Below are 12528 nucleotides of genomic sequence, written 5' to 3' on the forward strand. Positions count from 1 at the left end.
TCCCACTTCTATGCCAACTCATGCCGAAAAACGGCGCATGCCGTACCAGCCGCGTGAACTCTTCGATCTCGTGGCCGACATTGAGCGTTATCCCGAGTTCCTGCCTTGGTGCCTGGCGGCGCGCATTCGCCGGCGCGAGGGCAAGACGGTCACCGCCGATCTGGCCGTCGGCTTCAAGATGGTGCGGGAGCGTTTCACTAGCCGCGTGGTGCTGCATGACGAGGCCGACCAGCATCTGCGCATAGACGTCAGCTACATCGACGGTCCCTTCAAGTACCTGAACAACCACTGGCTCTTCCTGCCCGACGAGCAGGGCTGCCTGCTGGACTTTTACGTGGATTTCGAGTTCCGCTCCCGCCTGCTGCAGAAGGTGATGCAGCCGCTGTTCAACGAGGCCGTGCGCCGCATGGTGGGGGCCTTTGAGGGGCGCGCGAAGGAACTCTACGGCAAGGGCTAGACGCTACTTTTTTCATCTCGGACCGGCCATGAGTGACAGCAGGGCGCATTCGGCCTTCATCTTCGGCCTCGGCTATACGGGGAGCTGCCTCGCCGCGCGCCTGCAGGGGCAGGGCAGGCGGGTGGCCGGGACCGTGAGCAGTGAGGAGGGCGTGCGCCGGCTGCGCGACCGCGGCATCCAGGCCCATCGCTTCGCGGACGGCACACTCGCCGAGGCGGCGCTGCCGGAGCTGCAGGGGGCGGCCTTCATCCTCTCCTCCATCCCGCCGCAGGAGGGCCGCGACATCGTCCTGCCGCTGCTGCATCGGTCGTTGGACCATGACGGGGTCACGCGCTGGCTGGGGTATCTCTCCACCACCGGCGTCTATGGCGACCGACAGGGGGCCTGGGTTGACGAGACCACGCCGCCGGCTCCGGGCAGTGCCCGTGCGCAGCACCGTGTCGAGGCGGAGGCCGGGTGGGCCGCCTTGGCCCAGGAACTGGGTGCCACCTCAGCCGTCTTCCGCATCGCCGGTATTTATGGCCCCGGACGCAATGCGCTGGAGGCGTTGCAGGCCGGCACCGCGCGGCGCATCGTCAAGCCGGGCCAGGTCTTCAGCCGTATCCATGTGGACGATCTGGTGACCGTCCTGGCCGCCGCCATGGCGCAGCCGGACAAGAGCGGGAACTTCAATTTGGCCGACGACCTTCCGGCAAGCACCGCCGAGGTGGTGGCCTATGCAGCGGAGCTGTTGCAGCGGCCGCCGCCGCCGGTCGAAGATTTCGAGAGCGCCGACCTCAGCCCCATGGCGCGCAGCTTCTACGCCGAGTGCCGCCGCGTTTCCAACCGTCGCATCAAAGAAGTGCTGGGGGTGACGCTGGCCTTTCCCACCTACCGTGAAGGGCTGCAGGCGCTGCTGCGCACGCTCTAGCTTGCGGCGGTAAGTTCACTTTCCAGCCAGGCCAGGTAGTCGCGGATCGCCGCTTCGTCGCGTTGGCAGTAAGACCACTTGCCCTGCCGGCGCACGGTGATGAAACCGGCCTGCTTCAGGATATCCAAGTGCCGGCTGGCCGTGGGCTGGGCGATGCCCAGCGCCTCGGCGATCAGGCTCATGCAGACGCCGAAATCCACCGGGTCTGCCGACCACTGCTGACCGAAGTGCCGTTCTGGCTCCGCCAGCAGGCGCAGGACTGCCATGCGCACCTCGCTGGCCATGGCCTTGATCTGTATTGCCCTGTCCATGGTTCTTATCATATAGTCACTTAGCTAAATGACAATATGACCTGCGTGCCTGTGCCCGGCGCGGGGCACCTGGTGCAGGAGGATCGGCCGGAAGCGATCGTGGCAGCGGTGTTGGAGCAGATCAGTGGCAACTAAGCGGTAGTACAGGAGAGGTCGCCCCGATTAATCCAGGCTGGCCACCAGCCCCTCCAACACCCCCTTCAGTACCCGCAAATCCTCCTCTCGCGACAGCCTGTGGTCGCCGTCCTTGATGAGGACGGTCTTCACGTCCTCGCCAGCGTAGGCCTCTTCCAGGCGCAGGGCGTGGGGCCAGGGGACGTCGGGGTCGCGGCGGCCCTGGAGGATGCGTAAGGGGCAGGTGAGGGGGATGCCGCCGCGCAGCAGCAGGTGGTCGCGGCCCTCCTCGACCAGGCGGCGGGTCACCACCGTCGGCTCTTCGGCGTAGGGCGAGGGCAGGGGCAGGCGGCCGTCGCGCAGGAGCTGTTCGCGCTGTTCTTCCGAGAACTCGGCCCACATCAGGTCTTCGGTGAAGTCGGGGGCGGGGGCGATGCCGACCAGGGCGGCCACGCGCTCCGGCCGGGCCAGTGCCGCCAGCAGCATGATCCAGCCGCCCATGGAGGAGCCGATGAGGATCTGCGGCCCTTCGGTCAGGGCGTCGAGCGCGGCGATGGCGTCGTCGGCCCAGCGGCCGATGGTCCCCTCCTCGAACCCACCGGAGGATTCGCCGTGGCCCAGGTAGTCGAAGCGCAGGAAGGCGCGGCCGCGGGCCTTGGCCCAGTCCTCCAGCGCAAGGGCTTTGGAGCCGGTCATGTCCGACTTGAAGCCACCAAGGAAGACGATACCCGGGCCGGTCCCGGCGGTGCGGCGGTAGGCGAGGCGGTGGCCGTCGCCCCGGTCGAGGAACGCGGGCTCGGGTAAGTCGGGGGTATCGCTCATGGTCTACTCGTCTGGAAAGAGGGGGATCAGGCGGCGATCAGTTCGAAGCGGTCGACGTCGACCAGGCCGCGGTCGGTGATCTTGAGATGCGGGATGACCGGCAAGGCCAGGAAGGCCATCTGGATGAAGGGGTCGGGCAGGGGGCAGCCCATGGCCTGCGTCGCCGCCTGCAGCGGCTTCAGTGCTGCGGCCACCTCGGCGAAGGGGCGGTCCGACATGAGGCCGGCCACCGGAAGCGGCAGCTCGGCCAGCACCTTTCCGTCGCGCACGGCCACGAAGCCGCCGCCCAGTTCGATCAGACGGTTGACCGCCACGGCCATGTCGCGCGTAGAGGCGCCGATCACGGTGACGTTGTGGCTGTCGTGGCCGACGCTGGCGGCGAGCGCGCCCTCGCGGAAGCCGAAGCCCTTTACGAAGCCGCGGCCGATGTTGCCGCTGTGGCGGTGACGCTCCACCACCGCAACCCGCAGCACGTCCTGCTCGGGATCGGGCAGGCGCAGGCCGCCGCGCTCCGGCAGCGCCAGGTCGAGGCGCTCAGTCACCAGGGAGAGCGGGATGATGCCGATAACCGGCTGCGGCAGGCCGACGGGCACGTCGAAGGCCTCGGCGGTCACGGGCGCGAGCTTCATGGAGCCGTAGCCCACGGGCGCGATGCCCGGGTCCTCGGCCAGCAGCGCCTCGTCCACCGGCCGGCCGGCGGCGATTACCCGGCTGACCGCGCAGGTCTCCAGGTCGTCCAGCAGCACCAGGTCGGCGCGCTGTCCTGGTGCCACCATGCCCCGGTCGGCAAGGCCGAAGTGGCGCGCGGCGGCCCAGGAGACACAGCGGTAGACGTCGAGCGCCGGCGCGCCCAGAGCGATGGCGCGGCGGATGAGGTAGTCCAGGTGCCCTTCGCGCTCGATATCCAGCGGGTTGCGGTCGTCGGTGCAAAAGGCCAGGAAGGGCCAGGTGCGTTCGGTCAGGAGCGGGATCAGGGTGTCGAGGTTCTTGGCAACGCTGCCCTCGCGCAGCAGCACCTGCAGGCCGCGCGACAGCTTCTCTTCGGCCTCGGCCAGGCTGCTGCTTTCATGGCAGTTGCGGATGCCGCAGGCGGCATAGGCGCAGAGGTCGCGCCCGCTCACCATGGGAGCGTGGCCGTCGATATGCCGACCCTCGAAGGCCGCCAGCTTGTCCAGCACGCCCGGGTCCTTCGCCAGCAGGCCGGGGAAGTTCATCATCTCCGCCAGGCCCAGGCTGCGTGGGTGATCGCGCCAGCGCGAAAGCTCCTGCGCCGTCAGGGCTGCGCCGCTGGTCTCCAGGTGCGTCGCCGGCACGCAGCTCGAAAGCTGCACGAAGAGGTCCAGCGGGATCTTGCCCGCGACCTGCAGGAAGTACTCCAGCCCCTCCGCGCCCAGCACGTTGCTGATCTCGTGCGGGTCGCAGATCGCCGTGGTGGTGCCGCGCGGCAGCACGCAGCGGCCGAACTCCACCGGTGTCACCATCGAACTTTCGACGTGGACGTGGGTGTCGATGAAGCCGGGCACCACGATCCGGCCGCGCGCATCGCTCTCGCAGGTGCCGCGGTAGTCCGGCCCGACGCCGACGATGGTGTCGCCGCAAATGGCGAGGTCGCCGGTCTCCAGCACGCCGCGCGCCACATCCAGATAGCGCCCGCCCTTGACCACGAGATCGGCCGCAGCCGCGCCGCGCGCCTGGTCAATGCGCCGGGCCAAAATTTCCTGATAACCGGTCATGCCGGACTTCCTCGTCTGTGTTGCCCCAGTCTAATCCGCGCACGGCGGGAGTGAAACCGGCCGTGCGTTTCCTGCGCGGTTACGACGCCATCCCTCACTGTCTCTCCACCCAGCACTGCGAGCGACCGCAGGGAGCGCGGCAGTCCAGGGCGGCTGACCTGTGGCCCTGGATCGCCGCGTCGGCTCGCCTCCTCGCAATGACCGGGTTGTGTGAAGGGTTTTCTCCCAAATCTACTTCCGTGCAACGCGGTAAGCAGCTCGCGACACCGGGGCCTTGAGATGGCAACGCCAATTGAAATGGATTTCGCCAATGCATATAAATACACATGCGAAGCGGTGAGGTCATAAAGCGCCTTGAGGCGGATGGCTGGTATGAGGTGCGACAACGCGGCAGCCACAAGCAGTTCAAGCACCCGGTAAAGCAGGGACTTGTCACAGTTCCCCATCCACAGCGGGATATGCCGTTCGGCACGCTGCGCTCCATAGAAAGACAGGCGGGGCTGAAGCTCCGGTAACGACATGCGCTATTACATCGCCCTGATCCACAAGGAAGCCGACAGCGACTTCGGCGTTTCCTTCCCGGACCTCCCCGGCTGCGTTACCGCGGGCCGGGACCTGGCCGAGGCGCGGGCCATGGCTGAGGAAGCCCTGGCGCTGCATGTGGAAGGGCTCGCGGCTGACGGTGAGCCCGTGCCGGAGCCCTCGGAGCTGGACCGGGTGATGACGGACCCCGAGAACCGCGAGGGCGTTGCAGTGCTGGTGCCGGCGCCGGAGGTGCGTATGCGCGCCGTGAGGGTCAACGTCACCTTCCCGGAGGACCTTCTGGCCTCCATTGATGCCTATGCGAGCCGCCACGGCTTCAATCGTTCGGGCTTTCTTGCCAAGGCGGCACGGGAGATGATGAGCGACCGGCGGGATGGCCGCTGAGCTGCGCCGAATATCCCCGCGTTCCCTTGCTTGACAGTGCCGGTCAAGACTCCTTTGATCCGGCTTCTTAATGGTGTCCCCAAAAGGCAGGAAAGACTAAGGCATGGTTGCGATTACGTTACCGGACGGATCGGTGAAGAGCTTCGACGGGCCGGTGACGGGGCAGGAGGTCGCCGAGGCCATCGGGCCCGGGTTGGCCAAGGCCGCGCTGGCGATGAAGGTCGAGGGCGAGCTGCGCGATTTGACGCGCCCGATCGAGCAGGACGCGCGCCTGGAGATTGTGACCCGCAACCATGATGATGCCCTGGAGCTGCTGCGCCACGACGCAGCGCACGTGCTCGCCGAGGCGGTGCAGGAACTCTATCCCGGCACGCAGGTGACCTTCGGTCCGGCGACGGCCGACGGCTTCTACTACGACTTTGCGCGCGACGAACCCTTCACGCCGGAAGACCTGGAGAAGATCGAGCGGCGCATGCACGAGATCGTCGACCGGGACGAGGCGATCAGCCGTGAGGTCTGGGAGCGCGACGATGCCATCCGCTTCTTCAACGAGATCGGCGAGAAGTACAAGGCAGAGCACATCGCCACGCTGCCGCGCGAAGAGGTGATCTCCATCTATCGCCAGGGCGAGTGGCTGGACCTTTGCCGCGGGCCGCACCTGCCCTCGACCAAGAAGCTGGGGCATGCCTTCAAGCTGCTGCGGGTGTCCGGCGCCTACTGGCGCGGCGACGCCAAGAACCAGCAGCTCCAGCGCGTCTACGGCACGGCCTGGGAGGACGAGAAGCGCCTCAAGGCTCACCTGACCATGCTGGAGGAGGCCGCCAAGCGCGACCATCGCCGCCTGGGGCGGGAAATGGATCTCTTTCATCTGCAGGAAGAGGCAGTCGGCAGCGTCTTTTGGCACCCGCGCGGTTGGACGCTCTATCGCACGGTAGAGGCCTACATGCGCCGTCGTCTGGAGGCTGGCCACTATGTCGAGGTCAAGACGCCGCAGCTCATTGACCGCTCACTCTGGGAGGCTTCGGGCCACTGGGAGAAGTTCCGCGAGCATATGTTCATTGCTGAGAGCGAAGACCGCATCCTGGCGGTGAAGCCGATGAACTGCCCGGGGCACGTGCAGATCTTCAAGCGTGGCATCACCTCCTACCGCGACCTGCCGCTGCGCATGGCGGAGTTCGGCTCCTGCCATCGCAACGAACCCTCCGGCGCCCTGCACGGGCTGATGCGCGTGCGCTCCTTCGTGCAGGACGACGCGCACATCTTCTGCACCGAGGACCAGATCGTCTCCGAGACCGAGCGCTTCTGCGACCTGCTGAAATCCATCTATGCCGACTTCGGCTTCACCGACGTGAAGGTGAAGTTCTCCGACCGTCCGGAAAAGCGCGCCGGCGCCGACGCCATTTGGGACAAGGCGGAGAAGGCGCTGATCGAGGCGACCGAGGCGGCAGGGCTGGAGTACAGCCTGAACCCGGGGGAGGGGGCTTTCTATGGTCCCAAGCTGGAGTTCGTGCTGCAGGATGCCATCGGGCGCGATTGGCAGTGCGGTACGCTACAGGTGGATTTCGTGCTGCCGGAACGCCTCGATGCGAAATACATCGGTGAAGACGGGGAAAAGCACCGCCCGGTGATGCTGCACCGCGCGATCCTGGGCTCCTTCGAACGCTTCCTGGCCATCTTGGTGGAGAACTTCTCCGGTCGGTTCCCGCTCTGGCTGGCGCCGTTGCAGGTGGTGGTCTCGCCCATCACCAACGAAGCCGACGCCTATGCCGAGGAGGTGGCTGCGGCGATGGCCAAGCGGGGGCTGCGGGTTAAGACCGATCTGCGCAACGAGAAGATCAACTTCAAGGTCCGCGAGCACTCCCTTGCCAAGGTTCCGGTGATCGCTGTCGTTGGCGCGCGCGAGGCGGAACAGCGCAGCGTGACCCTGCGCCGCCTTGGTAGTAAGGCGCAGGAGACTCTTGCGCTCGACGATGCGCTCATTACACTAGAGACGGAAGCTGCGGCGCCCGACCTGCGGCCCATGGCGTAACCCTTTTCTTGCCGAACAATGGCTGGGTTGCGCTCTTGGCTGTTGGGGGTTTCGCAGCCGGTCAATGCAATTTGAGGAGATGCTTCCATAGCCAGACCACCAATGGACGCCGCGCCTTCCCGCGAAGGACCGCGCGTCAACGATCAGATTCGCATCCCGAAGGTGCGGCTGATCGACGAGACCGGAGAGAATGTGGGTGTTGTCGCAACGCGCGATGCGCTGTTGCGAGCGGAAGACGCTGGATTGGACTTGGTCGAGATTTCGCCCATGGCCGACCCGCCCGTGTGCAAGATCCTCGACTACGGCAAGTTCAAGTACGAGGCACAGAAGCGGGCCAATGAAGCCCGAAAGAAACAGAAGGTCATCGAGGTCAAGGAGATCAAGATGCGCCCGAACATCGACCAGCACGATTACCAGGTGAAGATGCGGTCGGTGGCGAAGTTTCTAGAGGAGGGCGACAAGGTCAAGGTCACCATGCGCTTCCGCGGCCGTGAAATGGCGCATCAGGAACTGGGCCTGGCTCTGCTCAATCGTGTGCGCGACGAGGTCGGCGAGGCTGCAAAGGTCGAGCAGACCCCCAAGATGGAAGGTCGCCAGATGACCATGGTCATGGCACCGCGTTGAGCTTCCGGGCGCGGTCGCGTGCGGTGCCGTGCCCCCCACACTAATAGTCTCCGGTCTGCTGAACCTTGAAGAAGGGATCAGCAGACCGGTTGGATTGCCCGCATCACCTTGACCGCGAGCACGGCTCACGGACCCTGGCAGATGCCACCACCATCATCTGATACCCCAAAAGTCCAGACAAGCATCAGCGCTGGTTGATGCTACTGTCGCAGAAGCGCGAGGAACCGCTCGCAGTCTGCCAGCTCTTGCTGCAGCGCATCCCGAAGCGCTTTGGCTTCTGCGTCTTCTCCCCAGTGTTCCAGTTCGTAAGTTTGATCGAGTTCTGCCGCATCGAAGGCGGCCGCAGCATCGATGTGCGCGTGGCTGACGGCCAGACCGATGACCAGAGACCCGCTCAGGCGCACCACGGCTGCCAAGGCAGCGAGCGCAAAATCATCGTGTCGCTCGATCGTCCGCCGCAGCGCACGCAACGAGGCGCCGTCTTGTTCGATGGCATAGATCCCGCTGGTAACCGCCAGGGGCGCGTCGAAGGTCAAGGCTGCCCAGTCCAGCAAGGGCTGCCAGCTGTCGCGTTGACGGCAGACCAGTGATTCCGGGTGCTCGGCGCGATAGCAGAGCAGGTCCGTCTGGGCGAACTCGGCCAGCTCCTCCGTGATCTGAGATCGCTGACCGGCGACGAGATCGATGGCGGTGAAGGAAAGGGAGGTCAGCGGCATCCGGCCGGCGTCAATACGTTCGCCCTGCGCCTGCCACTCCTCTGCCACCGCCTGGGCGAGGGCGGCGGTGGGCAGAAGGAAAGGTGCCTTGGCCGGGGTCTTCACCGGCCGACCATCAAGCTCTACCAGCCACCCGTCCCGGGTCTTGCTTGCCGTTGCGTGCTTGTAGAAGCGTTTGGTCTTTGTTTGCTGCATTCTGTTCAGTCCCCGAAGAGTCCGCGCAGCTGGCGGCCGATTTCATCGCCTGCCCCCTCTAGATCCTCAGGCAAGTTCTCCTGCAACTGGCGGCCCAAATCCTCGATCTGCTGTTGCGGCGCAGAGGTTTCAGCGGGTTCCGCCCCCTCGGCTTCCAGCGCGACCGCACAGGGGTTCTCGCTCTCGGCTTCGGTTTCGCTCATGCCCAGCATGGCAGAGAGCGCTGCCGGCGGCGCGACCGCGATTCCCGCCATTTCGGCCGCCCGCTGTGCGGTGCCCAGCGGATCGGGCGCAAAGCGCGGCTCTTTGAGGGTCCCGCGTACATTGAAAGGTATGGCGAGACTCACGAGTGCCGGCACCCGCGAAGAGGTGTCGAAGTGCATGTCCAGCGATTCATCGCGGAGATCCACCCGTCCACTGCCGGCCAGCGAGAAGGTGCTGGTGTCGATCAGCGCGGCGCGGTTGGTGGCCACCCCATCCTCGAAGGTGATCTGGCTGATCACGCAATGGAGCGAGGTGGTGTCCTGTTCGCCGAACAGCGGGTTCATGATCTCATTCAGGCCGGAGCCCACGATCGCCAGCAGCCGGTTGGAGATCACACCTTCACCCACTTCCAACTCGCTCTCGCCGTTGAGCGAAGAGGCAAGCGCGCGCGGGCTGTTGCCGCGCCCGGCGAGGTCGATGCGCGCATCAAGCCGGCCCTGCATGGCGTCGCTGATTTCCCGTTCGCTCATCAAGCGCCCTAGGTTCAGGCCGCTCAGCGTGAGGTCGCTCACCAGTGCCGGCGGCTGCTGGCTGGCGTCTAGGCGCAGCAGTCCCGAGAGCTGCCCCTCGTAGAAGGAGAGATTGCGCGGCTCAAGGGTGAGGTCACCGGCTGAGAGGCGCGCCAGAACGTCGATCGACTCGAGCTCCAGTTCATCCGGCAGGCGCAGACGGTCCACCTGCAGTTCCACCTCGCCATCGAGCGTACGCAGCGCGTCCAGTGGCAAGGGCGTATCGGGAATGACGAAAGGGGAATCCTCGCCGCCGCCGCTGCTGCCCTCGCTCCCGCCTTCTTCGCTGCCCTCGGGCATCAGGGCCGTGAGATCGAGAAAGTCTGAAGCGATGCGGGCGTTCAGGCGCGGCCGCTCCCCGCCCAGACTAAGTTCAACCTGACCGGTTAGGGCGTTCTCGCCGACTTGGGCCGATAGATCGGAAAGCGTGACACCGTCGGGAGCGGCGATCAACGCCGTGTCCAGCATCCAGGCGCCAAGCGGCGGTGCTTCGGCGCCTCCCAGAGCGGCCAATGCTTCCAGCGCCGGCCCTTCGCCACGGAGACGAGCTTCGACCCGCGGTACCCCCTCGTTCAGGCCGGCCACCTGGCCGTCAGCCTGAAAACTGGACTCGGCCAGGCTGCCCTCCACGGCTTCGAAGGTCAGGACGTTCCCGCTGTAGCTGAAGCGGCCCGCGAGGCTGTAGTCCCCAATATCCGGTAGGTCCTGGCCGGCGAGACGGGACAAGGCGGGAAGGTCGCTGCCGTCCAGCGTTATCTGCAGGTCGGCGCCCGGGTTTTCGTTCGGAGCGGTGAGCAGCCCCTCCACGGCAAAAGTGGTTTCGGCCAGATGGCCTTCCAGGTCGACAGGGACGTCGGCGCCCGACAGAATCATCGCAGGCGCGCCGACCTGCCCCTCGAGTTCGAAGGGCAGTTCCTGGTACGCGCCCGAGATCTGCAGGTTGAGCTGATTTTCGGTCTCGCTGAGCTGCGCTTCCTGGATGGACAATGCGAGGCTTTCGCCGCTGCGGCCGTCGCGCCAGGTCACGCGCGCATTCTCGATGGTCACCGCTTCCAGGCGCGGAAGCTGCGGTTCGCCTTGCGTCCCGTCATCGGAGGCAGGTTCAGCAGGCTGTTCCTCGCCCTCGGTCGTGTCCTGGCCGAAGTCCCAGTTGGCGCGCCCTTCGGCATCGGTTTCCAGTAGGATGTCGGCATCCACCAGAACAAAGCGCTGCACTTCGATTTCGCTTTGCAGCAGGGGTAGGAGAGCGACCTGCACCTCCAGCCGCTCGGCGCGCGCCATATCCTCGGCGCTGCCGTCCGGCGCATTGGCGAAACGGATGCCCTCGAGGCGGATGGCAGGCGTGAGTGAAAGTGCGATGTCGATCGGACCTTCGATCCGCAGCTCGCGGCCCGTCGCCTTCTGGACTTCGTTCTCGGCAAGGCGCCGGATCTCCTCGAAGTCCTGACTTGTCAGGATGATGTATCCCACCACCAGAACCGCCACGGGAATGGCGATGACCAGGAGCAGCGCCCATTTGATCCAGCCGAGTTTCATGTGCTCGTCTCCTGCAGCCCCGCCAGTGCGTCCGGCAGGCGGGTGAAATCCTCAACGATGCCGCGCGCACCGGCCGCGCGCAGCTCTTCCGGCGCATGATAGCCCCAGCCCACCCCGAGCGACGAGATGCGGGCATTGCAAGCCATCTCGATGTCATAGGTGGTGTCACCGATGAGCACCGCATCCTGTGGCTGGAAACCGGTCTCTGCCAGGGCGCGCAGCACCATTCCGGGATGTGGTTTGCTGGGCGAATGCTCCGGGGTCTGGAGCGTGATGAACCGGTCGGACAGGGCGTGTTTCTCTAGTGCCGCGTGCAGACCACGAAGGTTTTTTCCCGTCGCGATGCCGAGGCAGACGTCCGGCTGATCGAGTTGCAGCAGGGTCTCACGGGCGCCGGGAAACAGCTCCTCGCAATAGTCCGGATGCTGGCGCCAAGCGAAGAAGGCCTCACGATAGGCGGAGGTTACAGGGGCGGTGCGACTTTGCAGGGCTTCGCCCAGCAGCTTGCCCACCGCCAGTTCGAGCGACAGTCCGACCACCCGGCGCACCTCTGCCAGCGTTGGCGGAGGCAGGCCTTCCGTTGCGAAGGCCTGGGCCATGCAGCGGTGGATGTTCGCCTGGCTGTCCACCAGCGTGCCGTCAAAATCGAACAGAATTAGCTTGAAGGACAGTCGGCCCTTGGAAGCAGCATTACTCAAGGCGAGTTTCCTTTGCCCAGGCATGCCCGTTGGTGGCCCGGCGAGCCCAGATCGTCAAGGCCTGGGGTGTCTTGCGGGAGCCCTGTCAAATGTGTCGAAAACCGGCGTGGCACACATCCTGGCTGCCCCGGGGTTGCCCCAATCCGATGTTTGCATGATGCTTCTGCGGCCCGATCAGCGGGCCGATGGCGAGAAATCAGATCTGTTGATGCGACGCACTTTGACCCTTGCCGCCGCGATTGCGATGATCCTTGTCGCGTCCCACGCGGTGCGTGCCCACGCAGTTTGTGACCGCGCCCTTGAACAGCCGCAACGACCGCCGGTCGTCATCGGCTTCTCTGCGGATTCCGCTGAACTCACGCAACGCGAGCGCAGGCGGCTAGAGCGGGTTGTACCCGACTATCTCGCTACGCCTGATCTCAAGCTCTGCATCATTGCGCAGGCCGACGGTCAAGGAGACGGTCAGTACAATCGGCGCCTGGCAGAACGGCGCGCCGAGGCCGTGGCGGCGGTGCTCACCCAGGCCGGCCTGTCGAACAAGGTCATTCTCCTTGATGTGGGTTCTGCAGATGAGTCGGGCTACCACGCCCTGGAACGGCGCATTCTTCTGCTGGAAGCCGCGCGTTGAAGGCTTGCGTTCGGCAGTCTCCCGAGGCGAGAATGCAGCACGCAAGGGTCGAGAC

The 12528-nt window shown here is 65.6% G+C and carries 13 protein-coding genes; 7 read left to right on the forward strand and 6 right to left on the reverse strand.

All coding sequences use genetic code 11. The annotated features are described in order from the left end of the window. Nucleotides 1–10 precede the first annotated feature (10 nt). Nucleotides 11–457: a type II toxin-antitoxin system RatA family toxin gene (locus tag P2G67_RS12315; RefSeq protein WP_322099699.1), complete on the forward strand. Its 447-nt coding sequence runs from the start codon at nt 11–13 to the stop codon at nt 455–457. A gap of 28 nt (nt 458–485) precedes the next feature. Beyond that, nucleotides 486–1367, forward strand: a complete 882-nt coding sequence (locus P2G67_RS12320) for an SDR family oxidoreductase (RefSeq protein WP_275823521.1) — start codon at nt 486–488, stop codon at nt 1365–1367. On the opposite strand, the gene P2G67_RS12325 is transcribed toward P2G67_RS12320, so the two are convergent. The 3 genes from P2G67_RS12325 to ade form a co-directional block, all read right to left on the reverse strand. Beyond that, complete coding sequence (locus P2G67_RS12325; RefSeq protein WP_275823522.1) at nt 1364–1678, reverse strand: ArsR/SmtB family transcription factor; 315 nt, start codon at nt 1676–1678, stop codon at nt 1364–1366. The genes P2G67_RS12320 and P2G67_RS12325 overlap by 4 nt on opposite strands. 162 nt (nt 1679–1840) lie before the next feature. Continuing rightward, complete coding sequence (locus tag P2G67_RS12330; protein WP_275823523.1) at nt 1841–2614, reverse strand: alpha/beta hydrolase; 774 nt, start codon at nt 2612–2614, stop codon at nt 1841–1843. Between the two features lie 26 nt (nt 2615–2640). Then, nucleotides 2641–4347: an adenine deaminase gene (gene ade, locus P2G67_RS12335; RefSeq protein WP_275823524.1), complete on the reverse strand. Its 1707-nt coding sequence runs from the start codon at nt 4345–4347 to the stop codon at nt 2641–2643. Nucleotides 4348–4673: 326 nt separating this feature from the next. Here ade and P2G67_RS12340 point away from each other — a divergent pair, with 326 nt between their 5' ends. From P2G67_RS12340 to infC, 4 genes are all read left to right on the forward strand, one after another. Beyond that, complete coding sequence (locus P2G67_RS12340) at nt 4674–4862, forward strand: type II toxin-antitoxin system HicA family toxin (RefSeq protein WP_275823525.1); 189 nt, start codon at nt 4674–4676, stop codon at nt 4860–4862. A 4-nt stretch (nt 4863–4866) separates the two neighbouring features. Then, nucleotides 4867–5274, forward strand: a complete 408-nt coding sequence (locus tag P2G67_RS12345) for a type II toxin-antitoxin system HicB family antitoxin (RefSeq protein WP_275823526.1) — start codon at nt 4867–4869, stop codon at nt 5272–5274. A 103-nt stretch (nt 5275–5377) separates the two neighbouring features. Further along, the gene (thrS, locus tag P2G67_RS12350) at nt 5378–7303 is read left to right on the forward strand and encodes a threonine--tRNA ligase (RefSeq protein WP_275823527.1); all 1926 of its coding nucleotides are present in this window, start codon (nt 5378–5380) and stop codon (nt 7301–7303) included. 102 nt (nt 7304–7405) lie between these two features. Then, the gene (infC, locus tag P2G67_RS12355) at nt 7406–7927 is read left to right on the forward strand and encodes a translation initiation factor IF-3 (protein ID WP_275823528.1); all 522 of its coding nucleotides are present in this window, start codon (nt 7406–7408) and stop codon (nt 7925–7927) included. A gap of 200 nt (nt 7928–8127) precedes the next feature. On the opposite strand, the gene P2G67_RS12360 is transcribed toward infC, so the two are convergent. The 3 genes from P2G67_RS12360 to P2G67_RS12370 are packed head-to-tail and all read right to left on the reverse strand — an operon-like array spanning nt 8128 to nt 11845. Then, on the reverse strand, nt 8128–8838 hold the full coding sequence (locus P2G67_RS12360) for an ATP12 family chaperone protein (protein ID WP_275823529.1): 711 nt from the start codon (nt 8836–8838) through the stop codon (nt 8128–8130). A gap of 5 nt (nt 8839–8843) precedes the next feature. Next, nucleotides 8844–11147 carry an AsmA family protein gene (locus tag P2G67_RS12365; RefSeq protein WP_275823530.1) on the reverse strand — a complete coding sequence of 768 codons (2304 nt, stop codon included), beginning with the start codon at nt 11145–11147 and terminating at the stop codon, nt 8844–8846. Beyond that, a complete protein-coding gene (locus P2G67_RS12370) occupies nt 11144–11845 on the reverse strand; it encodes an HAD-IA family hydrolase (RefSeq protein ID WP_275823531.1) in 702 nt (233 codons plus the stop codon). The genes P2G67_RS12365 and P2G67_RS12370 overlap by 4 nt, the downstream gene beginning before the upstream one ends. Before the next feature lie 208 nt (nt 11846–12053). Here P2G67_RS12370 and P2G67_RS12375 point away from each other — a divergent pair, with 208 nt between their 5' ends. Further along, the gene (locus tag P2G67_RS12375; RefSeq protein WP_275823532.1) at nt 12054–12473 is read left to right on the forward strand and encodes an OmpA family protein; all 420 of its coding nucleotides are present in this window, start codon (nt 12054–12056) and stop codon (nt 12471–12473) included. Nucleotides 12474–12528: the final 55 nt, after the last annotated feature.

It is taken from the genome of Aquibaculum arenosum, assembly GCF_029222965.1.
Classification (GTDB): Bacteria; Pseudomonadota; Alphaproteobacteria; order Kiloniellales; family DSM-21159; genus Aquibaculum; species Aquibaculum arenosum.

Bases quoted from the DNA above. Each gene is read 5' to 3' on its own strand.
- P2G67_RS12315 (WP_322099699.1), top strand. From the start codon at position 11: ATGCCAACTCATGCCGAAAAACGGCGCATGCCGTACCAGCCGCGTGAA.
- P2G67_RS12320 (WP_275823521.1), top strand. From the start codon at position 486: ATGAGTGACAGCAGGGCGCATTCGGCCTTCATCTTCGGCCTCGGCTAT.
- P2G67_RS12325 (WP_275823522.1), bottom strand. From the start codon at position 1,678: ATGGACAGGGCAATACAGATCAAGGCCATGGCCAGCGAGGTGCGCATG.
- P2G67_RS12330 (WP_275823523.1), bottom strand. From the start codon at position 2,614: ATGAGCGATACCCCCGACTTACCCGAGCCCGCGTTCCTCGACCGGGGC.
- ade (WP_275823524.1), bottom strand. From the start codon at position 4,347: ATGACCGGTTATCAGGAAATTTTGGCCCGGCGCATTGACCAGGCGCGC.
- P2G67_RS12340 (WP_275823525.1), top strand. From the start codon at position 4,674: ATGCGAAGCGGTGAGGTCATAAAGCGCCTTGAGGCGGATGGCTGGTAT.
- P2G67_RS12345 (WP_275823526.1), top strand. From the start codon at position 4,867: ATGCGCTATTACATCGCCCTGATCCACAAGGAAGCCGACAGCGACTTC.
- thrS (WP_275823527.1), top strand. From the start codon at position 5,378: ATGGTTGCGATTACGTTACCGGACGGATCGGTGAAGAGCTTCGACGGG.
- infC (WP_275823528.1), top strand. From the start codon at position 7,406: ATGGACGCCGCGCCTTCCCGCGAAGGACCGCGCGTCAACGATCAGATT.
- P2G67_RS12360 (WP_275823529.1), bottom strand. From the start codon at position 8,838: ATGCAGCAAACAAAGACCAAACGCTTCTACAAGCACGCAACGGCAAGC.
- P2G67_RS12365 (WP_275823530.1), bottom strand. From the start codon at position 11,147: ATGAAACTCGGCTGGATCAAATGGGCGCTGCTCCTGGTCATCGCCATT.
- P2G67_RS12375 (WP_275823532.1), top strand. From the start codon at position 12,054: ATGCGACGCACTTTGACCCTTGCCGCCGCGATTGCGATGATCCTTGTC.